General features: G+C 43.5%; 24 protein-coding genes. 21 read left to right on the top strand and 3 right to left on the bottom strand.

Annotated elements, in window-relative coordinates:
• The first annotated feature begins 25 nt into the window (after positions 1 to 25).
• The 20 genes from gcvH to tsaB all read left to right on the top strand — a co-directional run bounded on the left by gcvH (position 26) and on the right by tsaB (position 17864).
• Positions 26 to 406 carry a glycine cleavage system protein GcvH gene (gene gcvH, locus JRG66_RS05385; protein ID WP_265164773.1) on the top strand — a complete coding sequence of 127 codons (381 nt, stop codon included), beginning with the start codon at positions 26 to 28 and terminating at the stop codon, positions 404 to 406.
• Positions 396 to 809 carry a VanZ family protein gene (locus JRG66_RS05380; protein WP_265164772.1) on the top strand — a complete coding sequence of 138 codons (414 nt, stop codon included), beginning with the start codon at positions 396 to 398 and terminating at the stop codon, positions 807 to 809. Before gcvH ends, JRG66_RS05380 begins: the two co-directional genes overlap by 11 nt.
• A 33-nt stretch (positions 810 to 842) precedes the next feature.
• Positions 843 to 1568 carry an energy transducer TonB gene (locus JRG66_RS05375; protein ID WP_265164771.1) on the top strand — a complete coding sequence of 242 codons (726 nt, stop codon included), beginning with the start codon at positions 843 to 845 and terminating at the stop codon, positions 1566 to 1568.
• A 208-nt stretch (positions 1569 to 1776) separates the two neighbouring features.
• The gene (locus JRG66_RS05370; RefSeq protein ID WP_265164770.1) at positions 1777 to 2493 is read left to right on the top strand and encodes an energy transducer TonB; all 717 of its coding nucleotides are present in this window, start codon (positions 1777 to 1779) and stop codon (positions 2491 to 2493) included.
• 127 nt (positions 2494 to 2620) lie between these two features.
• Positions 2621 to 4732: a gliding motility outer membrane protein RemB gene (gene remB / locus JRG66_RS05365; RefSeq protein ID WP_265164769.1), complete on the top strand. Its 2112-nt coding sequence runs from the start codon at positions 2621 to 2623 to the stop codon at positions 4730 to 4732.
• 115 nt (positions 4733 to 4847) lie between these two features.
• Positions 4848 to 5750, top strand: coding sequence for a heme o synthase (cyoE, locus tag JRG66_RS05360; protein ID WP_265164768.1), 903 nt, complete (start codon positions 4848 to 4850; stop codon positions 5748 to 5750).
• The gene (locus JRG66_RS05355) at positions 5741 to 6322 is read left to right on the top strand and encodes a cytochrome c oxidase subunit 3 (RefSeq protein WP_265164766.1); all 582 of its coding nucleotides are present in this window, start codon (positions 5741 to 5743) and stop codon (positions 6320 to 6322) included. The genes cyoE and JRG66_RS05355 overlap by 10 nt, the downstream gene beginning before the upstream one ends.
• A gap of 46 nt (positions 6323 to 6368) precedes the next feature.
• Entirely contained in the window at positions 6369 to 7349 is a 981-nt protein-coding gene (locus JRG66_RS05350) for a cytochrome c oxidase subunit 3 (RefSeq protein WP_265164765.1), read from the top strand.
• 18 nt (positions 7350 to 7367) lie between these two features.
• On the top strand, positions 7368 to 7730 hold the full coding sequence (locus JRG66_RS05345) for a cytochrome C oxidase subunit IV family protein (protein WP_265164764.1): 363 nt from the start codon (positions 7368 to 7370) through the stop codon (positions 7728 to 7730).
• Positions 7731 to 7806: 76 nt separating this feature from the next.
• Positions 7807 to 8463, top strand: a complete 657-nt coding sequence (locus tag JRG66_RS05340; protein ID WP_265164763.1) for a thioredoxin domain-containing protein — start codon at positions 7807 to 7809, stop codon at positions 8461 to 8463.
• A complete protein-coding gene (locus JRG66_RS05335) occupies positions 8460 to 9197 on the top strand; it encodes an SCO family protein (protein ID WP_265164762.1) in 738 nt (245 codons plus the stop codon). The genes JRG66_RS05340 and JRG66_RS05335 overlap by 4 nt, the downstream gene beginning before the upstream one ends.
• Positions 9187 to 9720 carry a DUF420 domain-containing protein gene (locus tag JRG66_RS05330; protein ID WP_265164761.1) on the top strand — a complete coding sequence of 178 codons (534 nt, stop codon included), beginning with the start codon at positions 9187 to 9189 and terminating at the stop codon, positions 9718 to 9720. Before JRG66_RS05335 ends, JRG66_RS05330 begins: the two co-directional genes overlap by 11 nt.
• Positions 9721 to 9723: 3 nt before the next feature.
• Positions 9724 to 9951, top strand: a complete 228-nt coding sequence (locus JRG66_RS05325; RefSeq protein WP_265164760.1) for a CAMCR motif-containing small membrane protein — start codon at positions 9724 to 9726, stop codon at positions 9949 to 9951.
• 117 nt (positions 9952 to 10068) lie between these two features.
• On the top strand, positions 10069 to 10770 hold the full coding sequence (locus tag JRG66_RS05320; protein ID WP_265164759.1) for an ABC transporter ATP-binding protein: 702 nt from the start codon (positions 10069 to 10071) through the stop codon (positions 10768 to 10770).
• Positions 10763 to 12007 (top strand): ABC transporter permease, encoded by a 1245-nt coding sequence (locus JRG66_RS05315; protein WP_265164758.1) that lies wholly within the window; start codon positions 10763 to 10765, stop codon positions 12005 to 12007. Before JRG66_RS05320 ends, JRG66_RS05315 begins: the two co-directional genes overlap by 8 nt.
• 2 nt (positions 12008 to 12009) lie before the next feature.
• Positions 12010 to 13272, top strand: a complete 1263-nt coding sequence (locus JRG66_RS05310; protein WP_265164757.1) for an ABC transporter permease — start codon at positions 12010 to 12012, stop codon at positions 13270 to 13272.
• Between the two features lie 22 nt (positions 13273 to 13294).
• The gene (locus JRG66_RS05305; protein WP_265164756.1) at positions 13295 to 14416 is read left to right on the top strand and encodes an efflux RND transporter periplasmic adaptor subunit; all 1122 of its coding nucleotides are present in this window, start codon (positions 13295 to 13297) and stop codon (positions 14414 to 14416) included.
• 59 nt (positions 14417 to 14475) lie between these two features.
• A complete protein-coding gene (locus JRG66_RS05300; RefSeq protein WP_265164755.1) occupies positions 14476 to 15912 on the top strand; it encodes a TolC family protein in 1437 nt (478 codons plus the stop codon).
• A gap of 3 nt (positions 15913 to 15915) precedes the next feature.
• Positions 15916 to 17190, top strand: coding sequence for an efflux RND transporter periplasmic adaptor subunit (locus JRG66_RS05295; protein WP_265164754.1), 1275 nt, complete (start codon positions 15916 to 15918; stop codon positions 17188 to 17190).
• Positions 17191 to 17207: 17 nt separating this feature from the next.
• Positions 17208 to 17864, top strand: a complete 657-nt coding sequence (tsaB, locus tag JRG66_RS05290) for a tRNA (adenosine(37)-N6)-threonylcarbamoyltransferase complex dimerization subunit type 1 TsaB (protein ID WP_265164753.1) — start codon at positions 17208 to 17210, stop codon at positions 17862 to 17864.
• Positions 17865 to 17956: 92 nt separating this feature from the next.
• Here the strand turns inward: tsaB and JRG66_RS05285 are convergent, their stop codons facing one another.
• Both JRG66_RS05285 and JRG66_RS05280 read right to left on the bottom strand, forming a co-directional pair.
• Positions 17957 to 18802 carry a mechanosensitive ion channel family protein gene (locus JRG66_RS05285; RefSeq protein WP_265164752.1) on the bottom strand — a complete coding sequence of 282 codons (846 nt, stop codon included), beginning with the start codon at positions 18800 to 18802 and terminating at the stop codon, positions 17957 to 17959.
• 266 nt (positions 18803 to 19068) lie between these two features.
• Positions 19069 to 19272 (bottom strand): dodecin family protein, encoded by a 204-nt coding sequence (locus JRG66_RS05280; protein ID WP_265164751.1) that lies wholly within the window; start codon positions 19270 to 19272, stop codon positions 19069 to 19071.
• Between the two features lie 180 nt (positions 19273 to 19452).
• Between JRG66_RS05280 and JRG66_RS05275 the strand changes: the two genes are divergently transcribed.
• Positions 19453 to 21747 (top strand): inorganic phosphate transporter, encoded by a 2295-nt coding sequence (locus tag JRG66_RS05275; protein WP_265164749.1) that lies wholly within the window; start codon positions 19453 to 19455, stop codon positions 21745 to 21747.
• A 76-nt stretch (positions 21748 to 21823) separates the two neighbouring features.
• Here JRG66_RS05275 and JRG66_RS05270 read toward each other — a convergent pair whose 3' ends face one another.
• On the bottom strand, positions 21824 to 22732 hold the full coding sequence (locus tag JRG66_RS05270; RefSeq protein ID WP_265164748.1) for a NifU family protein: 909 nt from the start codon (positions 22730 to 22732) through the stop codon (positions 21824 to 21826).
• Positions 22733 to 22742 lie beyond the last annotated feature (10 nt).

Here is a 22742-nt window from a genome sequence, read left to right as displayed (position 1 = left end):
CCTTTGTTATACAAAAATACTAACCATGAAAATTCCAAAAGATTTAAAGTACACCAATGATCACGAATGGGTGAGAATTGAAGGAGATGTAGCAGTAGTAGGTATTACCGATTTTGCCCAGGGAGAGTTGGGGGATATCGTTTATGTAGAAGTAGAAACTGTAGACGAAACTCTTGACAGGGAAGAGGTTTTTGGTACCGTTGAAGCTGTAAAAACAGTGTCTGACCTGTTTGCTCCACTTTCGGGGGAGATCATCGAATTTAATGAGAGTCTTGAAGACGAGCCAGAGAAAGTGAATTCAGACCCTTATGGCGAAGGCTGGATGGTGAAGATCCGCTTTAGTGACGCTTCTCAAATTGACGACCTTTTAAGTGCCGAGGAATACACAGAAATTGTTGAAGGTTAAACTTCTTTTCTTTTTTCCTGCCTTAATCTATACGGGGCTTATACTATACCTGTCTCTCATCAACCTTGCCGACACGCCTGTGAAAAACCTGGGGATGAGTGATAAAGCCATGCACTGCGGCGCCTATTTTGGTCTTGGCCTGCTGTGGATGTTCTTCGGCCTTTTTACCTTTGAGCAAAAAGGCCTTTTTAAGAGGATAATCATTATTTCCCTGGCTTCAATAGTCTTTGGCATTTTTATTGAGGTTCTTCAGGGTGTAATAACCAGTTATCGTCAACCCGATCTTTTTGATATTCTTGCTAATACCACGGGTGTGGTAGTGGCCGGAGTGGTCGTCTGGATCTTAAGGAAAAATCTAACGAGGTTAAAAGCTAAGATAAATTTAGATTTAATGAAAAATTAATTATTTTAGCCAACCTATAATTAAAACGGAATTATGAAACCCAAAAAGAACCCAAAAGCTGATTTGTCCAGAAGAAGCGTTCTGTTCTTCCAGATTGGAATGATCGTGATGCTTTTTGTCACCTGGCAGGCGATTGAGTGGAAAACCTACGACAGGGAGGTTATTGATACCGGAATGGTTGATATGGACGCCCTGGAGGAGGAAGATGTGCCAATCACCGAATTGAATACACCACCGCCACCACCACCGCCACCACCGCCACCAGCACCCGAGGTTATCGAGATCGTAGAGGATGAAGAAGAAGTTGAAGAAACTGTGATCGAATCTACTGAGACTAACCAGGAAGAAATCGTGGAAGTTGAAGAAGTAGAGGTTGTTGAAGAAGAGGAAGAAATTGGGGACGTTCCGTTTGCAGTTATTGAAGATGTGCCTGTTTTTCCCGGATGTGAAAACCAGAAGAACAACGATGCCCGTAAGAACTGTATGAGTGAAAAGATCAACGAATTTGTAAACCGTAGGTTTGATACAGGTTTGGGAAGTGATCTTGGTCTTTCAGGAATTAACAGGATCTACGTTCAGTTTAGAATTGAAAAGAACGGTTCGGTTACTGTGTTAGGGGCACGTGCTCCACACCCACGCCTGCAGCAGGAAGCAGAAAGAGTAGTAAATATGCTGCCTAAAATGCAACCTGGTAAGCAACGTGGTCAACCGGTTGGGGTATTGTACTCCCTGCCTATCACCTTTAGGGTGCAAGACTAGGACAGTCATTTTGAATAAAAAAAAATCCCGCAACTACTGCGGGATTTTTTTTTGCTCTAAACTTTCAGGTTTATCTTAAAGTATGTGCAATCTAGATAGGCTGCTGCTCTTCGGCTTAATTATTGAGGTTATGTTATTAATGTAGTTAAAAAGGTGATTTATCATCTGCTTTTGATTCCGTAATTAATTAATCTATAAATATATTATTATGAAAAACAAGAAGAATACAAAGGCAGATCTTTCAAAAAGGAGCATTTTATTTTTTCAATTGGGGTTGGTCCTCGCGCTTTTCATGGCCTGGCAACTCATAGAATGGCAGGTACCTTCGGCGCCTGTATCCCAGCCAGAGCTGCAAATGGCTTATGCTTTTGAAGAAGAAGCAGTGCCGGTAACCCGGCTGGAAGACGTGAAGCCGCCCCAGCTTCCGAAGGAAATAACTGAAGAGGTAGAGATCATTAAAGACGATGAGCTTAAGGAGGAGACCCTGATAGCGCCTACAGAAGCCCTTGAAGAGATTGTTGCGGTTGAAGAAGTGGAATATATTGATGAGGAAGAAAAGATCGAAGACTACAATATTCACGCGGTAGAAGAGGTGCCTGTTTTCCCCGGATGTGAAGGTCTCAAAAATAATGATGCCCGGAAACAGTGTTTTAGCGAACAGGTAAACAGGTTTGTAGGTCGCACTTTTGATAAAGGCCTGAGCGAAAAATTAGGTTTGAGTGGCCTGCATCGCATTTACGTAAGTTTTAAAGTTCAAACAGACGGTACGGTGAAAGCCATTGGCGCACGTGGGCCACATCCAAAACTGGAGGAAGAGGCCATTAGGGTGATCAATGCTTTTCCCGATCTCATTCCCGGTAAACAGGCTGGCAGGCCTGTGGGGGTGATCTATTCTTTGCCCATAACCTTCAGGATACAGGAATAAAAGTATTCAAAAATGGCATTTTTGATCCCGTAGTTTTCTGCGGGATTTTTTTTGGCTGAAGGAACATATTCCAGATATTTAAAAAAATGTATCTTTCCCCCGTAATCCATTCAGCTTTGTGCAGGATATGACTAAATTTTACCCGCTCCTCATCTTTTTCCTCCCTTTTTTCGCTTTTTCCCAGGACTTTAAAGGAGATCCGGAGAGGTTTCCGCAGTTTTCTGAATGTGAAGCTGTGGCTTTTGAGCAGGAGGAAGCCTGTTTCACCACCACTCTGAAAAAGAAGATCAGGGCGCAGTTTCGCCTGCCTCAAATTGTTGCTGAAGATAATTACGAAGGTCAGGTAGTGGTACTTTTTGAAGTTACCAGCGACGGAAATTTCAGAATAAATTATATCAATGCCGCTTATCCTGAATTAAAGGATGAAATAAATCGCATTTTTGGAACCCTTCCGCAGATTTCTCCTGCCACTTATAACGGCAGGCCAATTGACATGCAGTTTCGAATGCCGGTGAATATTCCTGTAGAAGCTGAAGCTGCTTCCGAAGTTATTGTAGAGCAGGAAGTGGAAGTTGTGAAAGCTGAAATTGTGGGGCGGCAAAAGGATTTTGCGCTAAGCCGGGAATACGGCGAAATCGCTTCTCTTGATTTTGATCACCCAAGGTTTGAGAGTGAGATCAATATCCCGTTATCTCACGAGTTCTACAGCAGGTTTGAAGATGAGGTGAACATGGTGGGAACCAATTTTCATTCGGCTTCCAAACCCTTTTTGTTTTCCGAAGTAAAAAAGTACTACAGCTTTGAAGAAGAGTTGCTGGGCATGCAAAAATCGGTTAATTCCTGGTTTGAAAGAAAATTGTGGAATGAGCACCTTTTTAAATTTCAGGGCGAAGATTACTGGTTTACGATAGATTTTGGGCTTGACCTGCAGGTTGGGAAAGACCTTGACAGTGAGCTTGATGTGACCTATAACAACACCCGGGCAGCGATTATTCAGGGTGGGCTGGGCAGGAATTTCAATTTTTACTCGGTGGTTTATGAAAATCAGGGGCGGTTTGCAGATTATTTTAATCGATATGCAGAATCTATAAGGCCGGGTACCGAAGGTGCTGCCATTATTCCCGGCCGGGGGATTGCCAAGCCTTTTATGGGCCAGGCTTACGATTATCCTGTAGCTGAAGGTTATCTTTCTTTTAGCCCTGCAAAATTTATCAATTTGCAGTTTGGCCACGGGAAGAATTTTATTGGTGACGGGTACAGGTCTTTGCTGTTGAGCGACAATGCTTCGCCATACCCATTTTTTAAGCTGAATACCAGCTTCTGGAAGATCAAATACACCAACACCTGGATGTCACTTCGCGATGTGCGGCCCGAAGTTACTGGAGAGGATTCTTACCGTACCAAGTTCATGGCCAACCACTACTTGAGCTATAATGTCACAAAGCGCCTTAATATCGGCTTTTTTGAATCGGTGATGTGGGAGAATGACAATAACCGTGGCTTTGACCTCAATTATCTCAATCCTGTAATTTTTTACAGGGCGATCGAATTTTCTACCGGCGCACAGGCGGGAAATGCCATTATTGGGCTTACAGGAAAATACAAATGGAACAACAGTTTTCTTACTTATGGGCAGTGGCTCATTGATGAATTTTCTTCCACTGATGTTTTTGGGGGCGAGGGCAGCTGGAAGAACAAACACGGCTTTCAGGTAGGAGCAAAATATTTTAATGCATTTAATATTCAGGATCTTCACTTACAGCTTGAATACAATCAGGTGCGGCCTTATACCTATTCGCACAATACCATCACGCTTAATTACGGGCATGCCAATCAATCTATGGCGCATTTGTGGGGCGCCAACTTTAGGGAGCTGGTGGCCATAGCCCGCTATAAAACCGGAAGGTATTACGCTCACGTGAAAGCCATCTACGGGGAACGCGGCTTCGATTTTCTTGAGAATGGCGCCTATTACGGCGGTAATATCTATAGAACCGAAGAAGACCGGCCTTTTGAAACCGGTGTGGAAATTGGGCAGGGCAATACCACCCAGTCATTTTTCAGTCAGGCAGAAGTGGGATATATAGTAAATCCGGTGACTAACCTGAAGTTCTTCGGAAGTTTTATTTACCGGAATTTTGATCCACAGGTAAATACTTTAAATCATTTTAGCAATAGTAACTACTGGTTCAATATTGGGTTGCGTACCGATATTTTCAACTGGTATTTCGATATGTGATCTATATAAGATATTGATTATCAATCTTTGATTTTTTCTTCAGTTTTAAATTTAACGCTGTCAGGTTCTTGGTAAAAACCAATTAAGAAGTATCTTTGCGCCAAAATTGCCATTTTTGGAAAACACCCAAGTACATAGTCCGGCCGTATCCCTGGTAAGTGATCTTAAGGAGGTTACAAAGGTGAGACTGGCTGTAAGCGTAGTATTTTCTTCGGTTGCCGGATACTTTTTAGGAGCAGAATCTATCGACTTTCTTACGGTGGTGATGCTTTCTATTGGAGGTTACTGCCTGGTTGGGGCGTCTAACGCCTATAACCAGATCCTGGAAAAAGACCTCGATCTTTTGATGAAGAGAACGCGCAACAGGCCTGTTCCTTCAGGAAGGATGTCGGTTAATACCGCATTTCTCATCGCCAGTTCGCTCACGGTGCTGGGCTTGATCATACTCTACCTTATCAATCCGCGCACCGCAATGTTTGGTGCGATAAGTATCTTACTGTATGTAAGTGTTTATACGCCGCTAAAGACAAAAACCCCGCTTTCTGTTTTTGTGGGTGCATTTCCCGGGGCCATTCCTTTTATGTTGGGCTGGGTGGCCGCAACCGGAGATTTCGGGATTGAACCCGGAACTCTGTTTATGATCCAGTTTTTCTGGCAATTTCCGCATTTTTGGGCCCTTGGCTGGTGGTTGTATGACGATTACGCCAAAGGTGGTTTCTTCATGTTGCCCACCGGAAAGAGGGATAAAGGGACTGCGGTGCAAATTGTGCTTTATACGCTGTGGACCTTGATCGTATCATTGATCCCGGCCACGGGAATGACAGGAGCCCTCTATATTACGCCGCTTTCTGCCGCGCTTGTACTGCTTCTTGGTTTGGGGATGTTGTATTATGCAGTGCAGCTCTACAGGAAGCGCGATGAAAAATCGGCAAAGAAACTTATGCTTGCAAGTGTGTCGTACATCACCTTGCTGCAAATAATATATGTATTAGACAAATTAATTCGAGTATGGATTTAACACAGGGAACCAGTCAGCACAAACAGGGCAGGGCCAAAAAAATGATGCTTTGGTTCGGGATTATAAGTATGGCTATGATGTTTGCGGGCCTTACCAGTGCTTATGTGGTGAGTAAAAACCGGCCAGACTGGCTATCTGATCTTCAGTTACCGGCTACTTTTATCTGGAGCACGCTGGTGATCTTTTTGAGCAGTGTCGCTTTTCACATTGCTGAAAAAGCCGTAAAGCGGAATAAACACATGCTTGCTACTGTTGGGCTTTTGGGAACTTTGTTGCTTAGCTTTATCTTTATAGGCCTGCAGTTCCAGAGTTTCAATGAGTTGCTGGAAACCGGATATTTCTTTACCGGAAGTGCCAGTAGTGTTACTACTTCTTTCCTTTATTTGATCGTTGGGTCGCATTTAGTGCACCTTTTAGGAGGAATAATTGTGCTTTTGGTAATAATTTATAACCATTTTAAACAGAAGTACCATGCAGGGCAAACACTTGGATTAGAACTTGGTGCTACCTTCTGGCACTTTGTTGATGCCCTTTGGATATACCTGTTTTTATTTTTATATTTCTTTAGATAAATAAAAAACCTATTTTTGCCCATACTTTAAAAATCAAACTCTTTCTATGGAAGCGACTGTTACCAGAACAGGTACCGAAGGAAAAACATGGGGCGGTGGGAATCAACCTTTGAAAGTGAGCTATGGCAAAATGATGATGTGGTTCTTCATATTGTCTGATGCGCTTACTTTTTCCGGTTTTCTTGCCTCTTACGGTTTTGCGAGATACAAATTTTCTAACAGCTGGCCTATTGCCGATGAGGTTTTTAACCACTTTCCTTTCTTGCACGGGGTAGATGCCCCAATGTACTATGTGGCTTTAATGACCTTTATCCTTATTTTTTCTTCTGTGACCATGGTTTTGGCGGTAGACGCCGGCCATCAAATGAAGAGGGGCAAAGTAACCCTTTACATGTTGTTGACCATCATTGGGGGTATTATCTTCCTTGGGTCACAGGCATGGGAGTGGAAAAACTTCATTCAGGGAACCTATGGTGCTATTGAAACCAGGGGTGGGAACGTGCTGCAGGTGATAGATACTGAAGGGCACCGCGTGGCACTTGATGAATTTGTGGTTGCTGCACCAAAAGAAAGAATTCAGCATGAGCGTTCAAACGGCCTTTGGTTTACAGATGAGCCCACTTTGGCGCGTTTTACCATCGAAGATGTACTCGCCGGTTTTGAAGCAAACCCCGACCTTCTTATCAGAACCCAGCAGCTGACAGAGACAGGTGAGAAAGTAATTCTTACAAGACAGGCATCTTTGGCCAAACTTCAGAATGAAGGGATTGGTGTTATTGAAGGTGCAAACCTTCAGAAAAACGAATATGGAAACCCTCTTTTTGGAGACTTTTTCTTCTTCATTACAGGTTTCCACGGTTTCCACGTACTAACAGGGGTGTTGATCAATATCATTATCTTCTTTAACGTGCTTATTGGTACTTACGAGCGAAGGGGGCATTATGAAATGGTAGAAAAAGTTGGTCTGTACTGGCACTTTGTAGACCTTGTATGGGTATTTGTATTTACTTTCTTCTATTTGGTATAATCTGGAATAAGTATAAAAATGGCACACGATACTACACACGCACACGAATCGAATTCAAAAAGGATCTGGACGGTATTTATCATCCTTTCCATCATCACTCTTGTAGAAGTTATTCTGGGGATCATCAAGCCAGACTTCCTGATGCATACCTATTTTGTTAGCTTAAAGCTCATCAACTGGATATTCATTGTTCTTACTATCTGGAAAGCTTATTATATCACCTGGGCATTCATGCACATGGAGGGCGAGACCAAGGGGTTAAGGCGCTCTGTGGTCTGGACGGCAGGTTTTCTTATTGTTTACCTTGTCTTTATACTTCTTACTGAAGGAGATTATGTTCACGAGGTAATGCAGCGGGGGCAGGTTGCCTGGGATTTCTAAAAGTTAAAACATTAAGGAAAGGCGGTTTTAAGACCGCCTTTTTTTATTTTTGTGCACATCTTTCCGTAAAGGTAATATGAAAAAATTCTTTGTCATTTTTGTGCTTTTTGCACTTCCCCTGGGAGCTTATTTGTTCTTCGCTTCAGGAGTTAATAACTTTGCCCGCCTGCCTGTTCTTACTCAGCAAATCTATCAGTTAGAATCTTTCAGAAGCCTTGAAGGCGGCGAAGAGGAAGTGAGTTTTGATAACAAGATCACTATTCTTGGTTTTCCGGGGGTTGAGCCCATAGATTATATGAACAACGCCTATCACCTGGCCGAGAAGATCTATGATCCTTATGCCGGGTTCAACGACTTTCAGTTTGTTTCTGTAGTTCCCGAAGGAAGCGAGGCTGAAGTAGAAGAACTGAAGCAAAAAATTTCCAAGGTCATAGATCTCAAAAAATGGAAATTTGTGACCGGTTCTTCCGAAGAGATCAACGCCCTTTTTGACAGTCTCAATACCAATCTTGAGCTTAACAATGACCTTTCTTCTCCCAATGTTTTCATTATAGATAAAGACGGGAAGCTGCGTGGCAGGGATAAAGATGATGACGGGAACGAACTTTTTGGATATGATACCGGCTCCATTTACGTTCTAAACAATAAAATGACCGACGATGTTAAGGTAATCCTGGCCGAATATCGCCTGGAGCTCAAAAAATACAATAAAGAGAATACTGAAGATCAATGAAAAATTACTCGTACATAGGCTTATTCCTGGTGGTGGTGATCTTTGGGATCATAGTGGTTCCCGAGATCATTGACAGGGTAAACGAGGAAGAAATGGTTTCCTCAAACCGGTCAAATGGCAGGGAAGAACGCGCTGCCGCCAACATGGAGCTGGATTATATTATGGTGAATGAAGAGCGAAAGAAGGTGCCCCCGTTTAAATTTGTAGATCAGCATGGAGATACCATTACCAACAAAGATTACGAAGGGAAGGTTTACATAGCCGAGTTCTTTTTTTCTACCTGCCCTACCATTTGCCCAATTATGAAAGAAAACCTGGTTGAGGTGCAGGAGGTATTTGCCGGAAATGACGAATTTGGGATAGCTTCCTTTAGTATAGATCCACGTCATGATACTCCGCAGGTGCTCAAAGCCTATGCTGCCAATAATAATATCACCCATGACAACTGGCACTTGTTGACCGGGAAACGGGAAGATATTTACGAGCTTGCCAATTCAGGGTTTAATATCTATGCCGGCGAAGATGAAAATGCCGCGGGTGGTTTTGCGCATTCGGGGTATTTTGCGCTGGTAGACCGTGAGGGGTACATCAGGTCTCGAAAAGACTCTTTTGGGAACCCCATAATTTATTACAGAGGTTCTGTGCCGCGCAATGCCGTGGTGGAGCCAGGTGAGGAAGAGCCTCAAATTGATATGCTTATTGCTGATGCTAAAAGACTTGTAGATGGTAAATAGAGGTGCAGATAAAGTAATGGTACCCACCATTTTGGTGGTGTCTATTTTAGTGCCGGTTGCAGTACTCATCCTGATGTATCTGCCAGAGCGCTATGATGTTTTAGGCGGAAGCTTTAAGAACTTCCCGCTATTTCACGCCGTGCTTAATTTCTTCACTGCCCTGTTTCTTATAGCAGGCTATTACGCAATGAAAAAGAAGGAGCTGGTATGGCATAGAAATCTTATGATCTCAGCCTTTTTTCTTTCCGCTGTATTTTTGGTGAGTTACGTGATATCAAAAATAAGTAACGAGCCAGTGCCTTATGGCGGCGAAGGCGTGCTGCGGTACGTTTACTTCTTTATCCTTATCACTCATATCCTGCTTTCGGCGATTATTGTGCCTCTTGTGTTGTTCACCATGTACCGCGGGCTCACAGGGGAAGTTGAAAAGCACCGAAAAATTGCCCGTTACACTTATCCTGTCTGGCTGTATGTGGCGGTAACCGGGGTGCTGGTGTATTTGTTCATGGCTCCTTATTACTAAGTTATGAGAACAAGAATTTTTCTTACTGCAATTTTCATCCTTTTCCTTTCGGTTGACGTAGAGGCGCAGTGCGCTATGTGCCGAGCTGTACTGGAAACAGAACAGGGACAATCTACTGCGGAAGGGATCAATGACGGCATTATGTACCTCATGATCTTTCCTTATCTCTTAATGGCCGGGGTAGCCTATTTTATTTGGAAATCCAGAAAAAAAGCAAGTACAGGGGAATAACGCTATTCCTTTCAAAAATGACATTTTCTGAAATCTTTTTTGGAATAGTGTAACATTTCCGGTTTTTGCAAGTCTAATGGGTGCGTCCCGTCTTAAGTAATCTCAATTACACCCGGTATGATTGAAATCAAAGATTTGCATAAATCCTATAAAACTGGAAGTAATTCCCTTCATGTACTTAAGGGAATAAACTTTAATGTTGCCGAAGGGGAACTTGTTTCTATTATGGGGTCTTCGGGCTCTGGCAAATCTACCCTCCTCAACATCCTTGGGATGCTCGATGAAGCCGACAGTGGTACTTACACCCTTGATGGCGTCCCCATTAAAAATCTAAATGAAAAGATTGCTGCCCGTTACCGCAACAAGTTTCTCGGGTTTATCTTTCAGTCATTCAATCTTATCAATTACAAAACTGCGCTCGATAATGTGGCCTTGCCCCTGTACTATCAGGGGATGAAACGCAGGGAGAGAATAGAGCGTGCCATGGCCTACCTTGATAAAGTGGGGCTTACTCCCTGGGCACAACACCTTCCCAATGAATTGTCGGGAGGGCAAAAACAACGAGTTGCGATAGCCAGGGCACTGGCAAGTGATCCAAAAGTGCTGTTGGCCGATGAACCTACCGGAGCCTTAGATACGGCTACTTCTTATGAGGTGATGGATCTCATTCAGAAGATCAATGAAGAGGGGCGAACCATTCTCATAGTTACCCACGAGCATGATATTGCCGAAATGACAAAACGCATCGTCAACCTCAAAGACGGTTTGATTATAGATGATAAAAAAGTAGATCAGGTAAAAGCACTGCAACATGTTTGATCTTGAGCGTTGGGAAGAAATCTTTGAAACCATACGCAAAAACAAATTGCGAACCTTTCTCACAGGGCTTTCGGTAGCCTCGGGGATTTTTATTCTCGTGATCTTACTTGGCCTGGGAGAAGGTATGCGGAAGGGGATTTCTTCGGAATTTGAACGCGATGCTGCCAATATCCTTTATATATGGACAGGTACTACATCTGTGGAGCACAAAGGGCTTAACCCCGGGCGAAATATTAGGCTGAAGAATACCGATTTTCAAACCCCTGCCCAAAAATATGAGAACGAACTGGAATATAAATCTTCTGTGTACAGGATCTGGAATGGAGTAGTGACCTACAAGAAAGAATCGGGATCTTACAGAGTAGAGGGGGTGCTGCCAGATTACCAGTTTCTCGAAAACAGCAGTATGATCCAGGGGCGCTACATCAACTATTCAGATCATGAAAATTATGAAAAGGTAGTAGTGATTGGGAACAGGGTGAGCAATGACCTTTTTAAAGGGAAAGACCCTATTGGACGCTACCTCGAGATTTCAGGAATAAATTTTAAAGTAGTAGGGGTGTTCACAGATCCCGGAGGGGAGCGGGAGGAGAACCGGGTGTATGTGCCTTTATCTACCGGGCAGCGTGTTTTCAATGGTCAGAATTACATCAACAACATGGCCTTTACCCTCGAAAAAGAGGAGAATTTCGATGCAGCACTTGCCGCCTCCAACAAGTTTACTTCAGAATTGGAACAATTCCTGAAAGAGCAGCACAGCATCGCCCCCGAAGATGACAGGGCTGTGATCATCAACAATTCTCTCGAGAACATGAAGCGCTTCTATGATCTTATCAATATGATCAAATTTTTCTTTTGGGGCGTGGGTATTTGTACCATTATCGCAGGAATTGTAGGGGTAAGCAACATCATGCTCATTATTGTAAAAGAGCGAACCCGCGAGATAGGGGTAAGAAAAGCCCTGGGGGCAGAACCCTTGTCGATCATAGGAATGGTTTTGCATGAATCTATTTTTGTAACTGCCATTGCCGGGCTGGTGGGGCTTATAGGAAGTTTAGCCCTGCTAGAATTCGTGGGGCCGCTTATAGAGACAAATTTTATAGCAAATCCGTCGGTTGATTTCCGGGTAGCGCTTACTACAGTGATCATACTTATAGTTGCCGGTGCGCTTGCAGGCTTCTTTCCTGCCTACAGGGCGGCAAAGATCAAACCTATTGTAGCATTAAGAGATGAATAAGCATGTTTAGTAGAGATAACTGGGACGAAATACTCGAAGCTCTAAGTGCTAACTGGTTCAGGACCCTGCTCACTGCCTTTGGGGTACTGTGGGGAATTTTTATTCTCGTTATCCTGCTAGCTGCAGGTAAAGGTTTGGAGAATGGAGTGAAACAGGGATTTGGGGGAATGGCTACCAATTCTATGTTCATGTGGACCCAGGTAACTTCAAAACCCTATAAGGGCCTGCCAAAAGGGAGAAGGTACAATTTTAAGATAGAAGATGTGGCCGCCATAAAACGGGAAGTGCCAAATATGAGGTTTGTTTCTCCCCGTAACCAGCTGGGGGGATTTGGCGGAGGTAATAACGTGGTAAGAGGCCTTAATACGGGAGCTTTTAATGTCTACGGAGATTATCCCGAGATCATTCAGCAGGAGCCAATGGATATCACTTCAGGCAGGTTCCTGAACTATTCGGACATCAACGACAAGCGGAAAGTTGCCGTGATAGGGGAAGGCGTGCGTACTACACTTTACGAGCCGGGGGAAGAAGTTCTGGGCACTTACTTAAAGATTAGCGGCGTCAATTTTATGGTGATTGGCACTTATAAAAAGAAAGGCAATAACGGGAATGCCGAAGAAAATCAAAAACAGATCTACGTTCCGTTCACAGCTTTTTCACAGGCTTTCAATATGGGCAACAACGTGGGCTGGATGGCCATCACGGCACAGGACGGGGCGTCTATTACCAACCTGAAGGATGATGTGATAGAGGTGATCAAAACCAGGCACTCCATACATCCCGAAGATGACAGGGCAGTAGGGAATTTTGACCTTTTTGAAGAGTATAACAAGATCAACGGCCTGTTTGTGGCTTTAAAGGGCGTGGCTTACTTCGTGGGAATCCTCGTGCTGCTGTCGGGGATCATTGGAATAAGCAACATCATGCTGATTGTTGTGAAGGAACGAACAAATGAAATTGGCGTAAGGCGGGCACTTGGTGCAACCCCATGGGCCATAAGAGGGCAGATCCTCATGGAGTCTATATTTCTTACCATTATTTCGGGCATGGCAGGAATAGTTCTCGCTACAGGGGTTATAGCTCTGGTGAACAAAGCTTTGAGCGGAATGGATACTTCAAAAATGATGTTTCTTAACCCGAGTGTAAACCTGGGGGTGGTCATAACCGCTCTGGCCATATTAATAATTTCGGGCTTGCTGGCCGGTTTGATTCCTGCGCAAAATGCAATCAGGATCAAACCCGTAGATGCCTTAAGAACAGAATAGATTAAAAATAAACAGAAACAGAATGAAAAGAATTGTAACGATCCTGATCCTGGTGGTAATTGCAGTAGCTTTTACCGGAGCTCTATACTACCTGTATGCAAAAAATCAGGAAGATCCAACAGTTTATGAGACCGAACAGGCTTCAGAAAAAACCATTGTGAAGAAAACAGTGGCGACCGGGAATATTGTTCCTAAAGAAGAAGTTCTTATTAAGCCCAATATTTCAGGGATCATTGAAGAGATATTCATTGAGGCCGGCGATCGTATAAAGGCAGGAGACCAGATTGCAAAGATTAGGGTGATCCCTAATGTTTCTTCTTTGCAGAACGCCAAAGATGCAGTGCAAACAGCGAAGATCAATTTTGATAATGAAGCCAAAAACTTTGAGCGTCAAAAATCTCTTTTTGAAAAAGGAGTGATCTCGACCAACGAATTTGATAATGCCCAGGTTACTTACAAAAGGGCAGAACAGAATTACAAATCTGCGCAGCAGAACTACGAAATTGTGCGCACGGGAACCACCAGTGGCCTTGGAACTGCGGCCAACACCATGATTCGTTCTACAGTAGAAGGTATGGTGCTCGATGTTCCAGTAAAAGTAGGAAACCAGGTGATTGAAAGTAACAACTTTAATGACGGAACTACTATAGCTGTGCTTGCCGATGTGAATAAAATGATCTTTGAGGGAAAGGTAGATGAAAGTGAAGTTGGTAAGATAAAGGAAGACCTGCCGCTTGAGGTTACCGTGGGTGCCATTGAAGATAAGACTTTTAACGCGGTACTTGATTATATAGCGCCCAAAGGAGTGGAGGAAAACGGGGCCATTCAGTTTGATATTGAGGGCACCCTCGACAAAGCCGATACTACCTTTATAAGGGCCGGCTTAAGTGCAAATGCCTCCATTATTCTCGCAAAAGCCGAGAATGTCCTTGCCCTTAGGGAAGCCCTAATCCAGTTTGACCCTAAAACGCAGCAGCCTTTTGTTGAAGTTGCCACAGGAGATCAGCAGTTTGAGCGTAGGGAAGTTGAGCTGGGGGTAAGCGATGGCATTTTTGTAGAAATAAAAGATGGCATTACGGCAAACGACAAAATCAAGGTTTGGAACCAGCTAAAACCCGTGAACCCTACCGCACAGGTGCAATAGATTTTGTGCTGCTGTAACAAAACAGGTTCTTAAAAGACTTATATTTTACAACTACCATTATGAAAAGATTTTTATTAACTGCAGTTTTCCTTTCCTCTTCCTTTCTGGGTTTTTCCCAACAAAAGGAATGGACGCTCCAGGAATGTATAGAATACGCACTTGAGAATAACATAAGCGTGAAACAGTCTCAGCTTGATGTTGAGCTGGCCGATATTCAGATCACTGATGCCTTCGGAAATTTTCTGCCCTCAGTAAACGGGTCGGCTTCCAATTCATGGAACACGGGTCTTACCCAAAATGTCACCACCGGGATACTTCAGACGCAAACCACACGGAACTTTTCCGCAGGAGTAACTGCCGGATTAACCCTTTTTGACGGGCTGCGGAATTTTAAGCAGTATCAGTACGCTAAAATGGCAAAATTGGCGAGCGAATATTCGTTGGAGCAAATGAAAGACGATATTGCCCTGTTTGTTGCCAATGCTTACCTGCAGGTACTTTTTAATAAAGAAAACCTGAAGGTGATCCAGTCTCAGCACGAAATTACCCTTGAGCAGCTCGAAAGGGCAGAGGCCCTGGTAGAGGCCGGTTCTTTGCCGCGGGGCGACCTGCTTGAGATCAAAGCCACATCGGCCAATGAGGTACAGCGAATGATCGTGGCCGAAAACCAGATCGAGATATCTTTGATAGCTCTCGCTCAAACCCTGCTCATTAAAGATTACGAAAATTTTGATATCGCCGATCGGGATTATGATGTCTTTGGGAATGAGATCCTCGATGTGCCGGTATCCGAAGTTATTGAATCGGCAGAAGAAGAGCGCTACGAAGTAAAGGTAGCCGAAATGAATACCGAACTTGCAAAAAAAGAAGTGGAGATATCCAAAGGGGCTTACTGGCCAACCTTAAATGCCTTTTTTAATTATAACACCAGGGAGTCGGGTGCCGGAAGGCTTATTTCGGCAGGTCTTGACCCCGATGAGCCTTACCGCCAGATAGGTTTTGTTCAGAATACAGAAGAAATAGTGGTGGCGCCAAACATGGTCACCGAGCTAGGAAACCCGCTTCCGTTTTTTGAACAGCTGCAACTCAACGACGGGATCTCTTATGGGGTACAGCTCAATATACCTCTCTTTAACGGATTCTCTACCCGTAACCAGGTAAAAAGGAGCAAAGTAAACGTGCTAAGGGCCGAGTACCAGATGGAACAGACCAAACTCGACCTTGAGGCAGATGTTTACCAGGCTTATACCGATGCCCGAGGGGCTTTAAAAGCTTACGAAGCTGCACTGGTGGCCCGAGAAGCTCAGCAACAGGCATACGAATATGCTACAGAGCGCTATAATGTGGGGATGACCAATGCCTTTGACTTTAGCCAGGCGAAATTCAACCTTGAGAATGCCGAAAGTGAAGTAGTTAGAACCAAATACGATTATATTTTTAAATTAAAAGTGTTGGAGCTATATTTTGGAGTGCCCATCACAGACCTTAAATTCTAAATAATGAAGAAGAAAACTATTTATATTATTGTCGGGGTTGCCGTAGTTCTTATTGTTCTGCTCATCGTGGGTAAAAAAGCAGGATGGTTTGGCAAATCGGGGAATTTCAAGGAAGTTGAGGTTACAGAGGTACAGAGGTATGACGTTATTGAGAAGGTTTCAGCCACGGGAAAAATTCAGCCCGAGGTTGAGGTAAAACTTTCTTCGGAAGTTTCAGGAGAAATAATTGAACTTCCGGTAGTAGAAGGGCAGCAGGTAGAAAAAGGAGATCTTCTGGTGAGGGTAAATCCTGAAATATACCAGTCTAACCTTGAAAGGGTGCGGGCAGGACTTCAGAATGTAAGATCAAGTCTTTCGCAGGCCGAAGCATCATTAAAAGAAGCTGAATCAAATTACCAGAGAAACCAGACCCTGTTTGAAAAAGGAATTATTTCCAAAGCCGAATGGGACAGGATCGTTTCGGCTTATGAAGGCGCACAGGCCAACAGGCAGGCGGCTTTTTACAGTGTGCGCAGTGCCGAGGCCAGTGTGAATGAAGCCGTTGAAAATTTAGGGAGAACAAATATTTACGCTCCCATGAGTGGTACCATCTCTTCTCTTGATGCCGAACTTGGTGAAAGAGTGGTGGGGACACAGCAAATGGCAGGAACCGAGATCTTAAGAGTGGCCGATCTTAGCGATATGGAAGTGGAAGTTGATGTAAACGAGAACGACATTGTTAAAGTCTCTATTGGAGATTCTACCATAGTTGAGGTTGATGCCTACCTCAAGCAGGAGTTCAAAGGCGTGGTGACAGAAATTTCAAATTCGGCCAATGCAACAGCAACTGCCGACCAGGTGACCAATTTTAAGGTGAAAGTGAAGATTGTAAAGGAATCTTACGATCATCTTCTCGAAGGGAAACCAGAAAATTTCTCCCCATTTAGACCTGGGATGACGGCCACAGTTGATATCATTACCAATAGGAGGGATGATGTTATAGCGGTGCCCATTAGCGCAGTAGTGGTCAAAGCCGATACAAGTGCCGGAAGCCGAAAGCCTGCTGATGCAAATGCAGCTTTAGATGAGCTTTTTGAGACCGTGTATGTCAAAGAGGGCGATGAGGCCAAAGTACGGGTAGTAGAAACAGGAATACAGGATGATGCCAGGATAGAGATCAAAGAAGGTCTTGAAACCGGGGAAATGGTGATTACCGGGCCCTATAACACCGTTACTAAAATTCTGAAGCCCGGAGACAAGGTAGAAGTGAAAGGGGAAGTCAAAGGAGAAAAAGAATAATTTCTTACCTTTCGGCCGTGATTCTATGTATTGAAACAGCTACCACAAATTGTTCGGTAGCGCTCGAAAATAACGGAAAGTTGCTGGCTTTAAAAGAAGACTACAGCAATAATTATTCGCACGCCGAAAGGCTACACCTTTTTATCGAGGAGATCTTGCGGGAGAACGAGGTGGAAGCCAAAGATCTCGATGCCATTGCGGTGAGCAAAGGTCCGGGTTCATACACAGGCCTTAGAATTGGTGTTTCGGCCGCCAAGGGCCTCTGCTTTGCGCTTAATGTGCCGTTGATCTCCATCGCCACGCTAAGGTCCCTGGCTTTACAGGTGAAACAGGAAAAAGACGGCTTCATTATTCCCCTTTTAGACGCCCGAAGGATGGAGGTCTACACCGCCGGGTTTACTGCCGATTACCGCAAAGTATTCGATACCCGGGCGCAGATCCTTTCCGAAGATTCTTTTTCAAAATATCTTGAAAATGCCGCAGTTACTTTTATTGGAAGCGGAGTGGAAAAGTTCAGCAAGATCTGTACCCATCCAAATGCCACTTTCATTGAAGGGAAATTACCCTCGGCGGCAGAAATGACAGTTCTCGCTGCAGAAAAATTTCAGAAGCAAAAATTTGAAGACGTGGCTTATTTTGAGCCGTACTACCTCAAAGATTTTATGGCCGGTTAGGCTTTAAAGTTCAAAATTTAAGGTTTATGGCTGTAGTTTGAAAAAAAATCTAAACCACAAACCATAAACTTTGAAGTCGTAAGTCATTACTGTCAACTACTCTGCTCTTCCTTGCTGTGGTTGAAGAAATGAATGTCTCGCTGCGGGAACGGAATGGAGATACCGGCAGCTTCAAGTCGGGTTTTGGCCTCTTCAATAGTATACCAGTGGCGGTCCCAAAAAACATCATTTTTGGCCCAGAACCTAACGGAAAGATTTACGGAACTGTCGGCAAGCTCGGTCACTACTACCGCAGGTGCAGGATCTTCGAGAATATCTTCCTGTTCTTTGAGCAGGTTCATGAGCACATCTTTGGCCAGTTTTATGTTGCTGTCGTAAGAAATACCGATGGTTATGGCATCCCTTCTTTTGTCTTCGGCAGAATAGTTAATGATATTCTCGTTAGAAAGTTCCCCATTGGGAATAATGGCCAGTTGGTTGCCAAAGGTATTGAGTTTGGTATAGAACATCGAAATATCCTTTACACTTCCCGAGATACCGTTTACTTCAATCCAGTCTCCCAGCCTAAAAGGCTTTAGCAGCAATATTAGCACCCCGCCGGCAAAATTTGACAGTGAGCCCTGTAATGCAAGGCCTATAGCAAGACCTGCGGCCCCTAAAATGGCAATAAATGAAGTGGTTTCTATACCCAGCATTCCTACTACGCTAATGATCAAAAGCACTAGCAGAATGCCGTTGGCAAGGTTGAGGAGAAATTTTACCAGTGCCGGGTCGTGGTTGCTTTTCTGAAAAAACTTCTTAAGATAACCTATAACGATCTTGATGAGCCACCAGCCAATGAACAGCCAGAGTAAGGCACCCACAAGATCGGGCAAAAAAGCAATGAACTTTTCAAGATATTCTTTAGATATGGCCTTTAGATTGGTAATTTCCTCCATTTACATTAATAATTTGATGCAAAGGTGGGACAATCGGCTTTTTTTATGCGCTTAGAGAATGTTAAAATACTGCTAATAAAAAATGAGCGACTCGTTTCCAAACGGAGAAGCTGCCTCAAAAGCCCTTTTTTGAACCTCCTGAACCTAATTATTTCAGATTTCTTTACTTCTGAAAAAAATCAGATATATGGGTTTGCTGAAATATTTCAGGATTGGCTTTTAGCTTTTAAGACAGCTTCAGTTAACTAATTAAACTATGCCTGTAATCAGGCTTCTACTTCAAAGGTGATCTTAACAATCACCCGGTAGTCTGTAATAGTATCCCCTTCAACATTGGCATTTTGATCTTTTACGTAAACAGACCGTATATTTTTCACAGATTTTGATGCAGTCTTTACTGCATTTTTTACGGCTTCTTCCCAACTCTTTTCAGAGTTGGCCATAATTTCCAGTACTTTCATTACCGCCATAATACATTCTTTTTTTAGGTTAGCAATTTATTTTAATCTATTGATTATCAATATACAAAAATCTAAAGGGGGCTTTTGACAAGAAACTGTTAAACCTTGAGCTTTTTGCATTAAGGAAAAGCTTTCAGCAACTTTCTTTAAATTATCCTTATTTTGCAGTAGCAAAACCCGCTTTTCCTAATGGAAGATATTTACATTGTAATGCTGGTCGCCCTGTTTGCCCTGGCAGTGACCGATCTGGTTGTTGGAGTGAGCAACGATGCTGTAAACTTTTTGAGTTCGGCTATAGGTTCCCGTGCCTTTTCCATGAAGACCATCCTTATTGTGGCCAGTGTGGGAGTGGGGGTAGGGGCCATATTCTCAAGTGGCATCATGGAAGTGGCGCGAAAGGGGATTTTTATGCCGGGTGAGTTCTACTTTGAAGAGATCATGATCATTTTTATGGCCGTGATGATCACCGATGTGCTGCTGCTCGATTTTTTTAACTCCCTGGGGCTGCCCACCTCCACCACGGTTTCTATAGTATTTGAACTTTTGGGTGCCGCGGTGAGTGTGGCCGTGATCAAGATTTATAATTCTTCCGGAAGTTATGGAGATATCTTTAATTATATCAATACTTCCAAAGCTACAGAGATCATTGTGGGAATTCTAATGGCTGTGGTCATTGCTTTTCTCATTGGGGCCATAGTGCAATATTTTTCACGGCTTATATTTTCATTTCAGTTTGAAAAGAAAATTAAGTACGCAGGTGCCATTTTTGGAGGGGTATCCCTTACTGCTATTCTTTATTTTATATTGCTGAAAGGCCTTAAATCGGTTACATTTATTTCTGAAGGTTTCCTAAACTATCTTGACAATAATACGCTGATTATCCTTGCGGCTGGCCTGGTGGTTTTTACCATAATTTCCCAGCTTTTAATGAGCCTGTTCAAAACCCATATCTTGAGGTTTATCATTCTGGTGGGAACCTTTTCTCTTGCCCTGGCCTTTGCGGGTAACGATTTGGTGAATTTTATTGGTGTTCCCATTGCGGCCTGGCAGTCATTTGAACTATGGCAGGCAGCCTATGCCAGCTCGGGCACTTTGCCTTCAGAATTTTTGATGAGTGGTTTGCAGGGCGAGGTGGCCACCCCGGCTTTTTTACTGCTGGTGGCGGGTGCCGTGATGGTAGTTACCCTGTGGTTTTCCCGAAAAGCCCGTAACGTGGTAGAGACAGGCGTAAACCTTGCCCGGCAGGGGGAAGTGACCGAGAGGTTTGATCCTAATTTTCTTTCCCGCGGAATTGTTCGCTATTCGGTATTACTGGGTAATGTGATTGGAGCGATTACACCAAGGGCGGTAAGCAGAAAAATTGATGAAAAATTTCAGAAGCCCGGTGCTTTCACACGTGATTCTGAAGATACCCCAGCTTTTGACCTTGTTAGGGCCTCAGTGAACCTTGTGGTTGCCAGTATCTTGATCTCTATAGGAACCAGCCTCAAATTGCCACTTTCAACAACCTATGTTACCTTTATGGTGGCTATGGGAACTTCACTGGCCGACAGGGCCTGGGATAGGGAAAGTGCTGTTTATCGTGTTGCCGGGGTGGTGAATGTGATTGGCGGGTGGTTTGTAACCGCGCTGGTGGCTTTTTCGGCGGCTGCAATCTTTGCCGCGATTATTTACTTCGGAGGGATCATAGCCATCACCGTTCTTATAGGGCTGGCCATTTTTAGCATTGCCCGCAGCTTTGTGCTTCATTCCCGAAAGGAGAAGGAAAAAAAGCTGAAAAAGCCCTTCCGAAGAAATGATATCAGCACCATTAACGACATTGTAGGGGAAAGCTCCAAGAACATTTCCAGTATAGTATGCGGGGTAAACCAGATGTTTACCAAAACTGTCAAGAACCTTGGATATTATGACAAGAGCAAACTCAAAAAGAATAAAAAGTCGATTAAAAAACTGGAATCGGAAATAGACGAACTTAAGCGCAATGTCTTCTATTTCATAAAAAGCATTGAGGAAGAATCTCTCGACTCAAATCGTTTCTACATTCTTATACTCGACTACCTGCAGGATATTGTACAATCTATAGGCTACATTACCCGCAATAGTTACAACCATGTGAATAATAATCACAAGAACCTCAAGTTTAATCAAATTAGGGACCTAAAAAGGGTAGATGACAAGATGCAGGCCCTGTTTGATGAGATTGAGGATATTTTCGCGAATCAGGATTTTGCCAGAATAGACGTGGTTTTAGCCGGTAAACAGGCCTTGCTTAACGACGTGGGCGAGCTTATAGAAAAACAGATCAAACGAATTAGAACTACCGAAAGTAGCCCGAGAAACTCTGAACTTTACTTTGGTCTCTTACTGGAAACCCGCGATCTCATCACTTCTACCATGAACCTTCTAGAGCTTTACCGGGAATTCAATATTGCGGTTGAGACCACGAGGTTTTCTACAGGCTTGCCACAAAAAGAACAGGACTAAAAAACACCATTTTTGAGGGTTTTTTAGTCCTGAGATTTTTTAAAGTGCAGGAATTTTAGTGTCTGTGTGAATTTGCTTATCCGTTTATGGCCTCCACGCAGTCTACTCTGCCCTGCAGCATGTCTCTAAGCATGGTCTCAATGCCATTTTTGAGGGTCATGGTAGAAGAAGGGCAGCCACTGCAGGCTCCCTGAAGTATTACCTTTACAAGCTTGTCCTGCGGATCATAACTCTCAAATAAAATATTGCCTCCATCACTGGCAACAGCCGGTTTTATGTATTCATCGAGAATAGCCACAATTTCTTTTGAAGTATCATCCAGTTCAACCTTTTTTATGGGTTCTTTTCCTTCAGGTTTGGTAGCTGAAGGCTGGTCGCTGTTTTCAAGCAGTACGTCTTTACCCTGTTCCAGGTATTCCCTGATATACTCCCTGAGTTCCTGGGTGATTTCTTCCCATTCAGAAATGTCATATTTCATGATGGAGAGGTAATTCTCATCTATAAAAACTTCCTTTACAAAAGGAAAATGGAATAAAGCCTTAGCCAAAGGGGCATTTTTGGCCTCATCAATATTTTTAAATTCCAGGCTTTGCAGTACCAGTTTCTTGTTTGAAACGAACTTCATTACAGTTGGGTTTGGTGTGCTTTCAGCGTAAACCGTGACGGGTACTTTTTTGATTTCCTCTTGTGGAGGAGTCACTACAGTGCCGCCATTGTTGAGGTAGGTTTCAATTTGTTCAGAGATTTCCTCCTGTACGTCTTTCCAGTGTACTATGTTATACTTCTCTATAGCCACAAAATTTTGTGCTATATAAACCTTCTTTACAAAAGGAAGATGGAATAGCTGCTGGGCCAGAGGAGAACGCCCGGCTTCTTCTATGTTGTTGAATTCAAAGCTTTCATGTTTTGTCAAAAAAACATTGGCCTCAAACTTTACAATGGTGGGCCTGGTAGTAGGCTGAATATTTATGCTGATGTTTTTCATGTCGAAATTT

It is taken from the genome of Salinimicrobium tongyeongense (assembly GCF_026109735.1).
GTDB lineage: Bacteria > Bacteroidota > Bacteroidia > Flavobacteriales > Flavobacteriaceae > Salinimicrobium > Salinimicrobium tongyeongense.
This window is presented reverse-complemented; position numbering and strand designations above follow the sequence as displayed.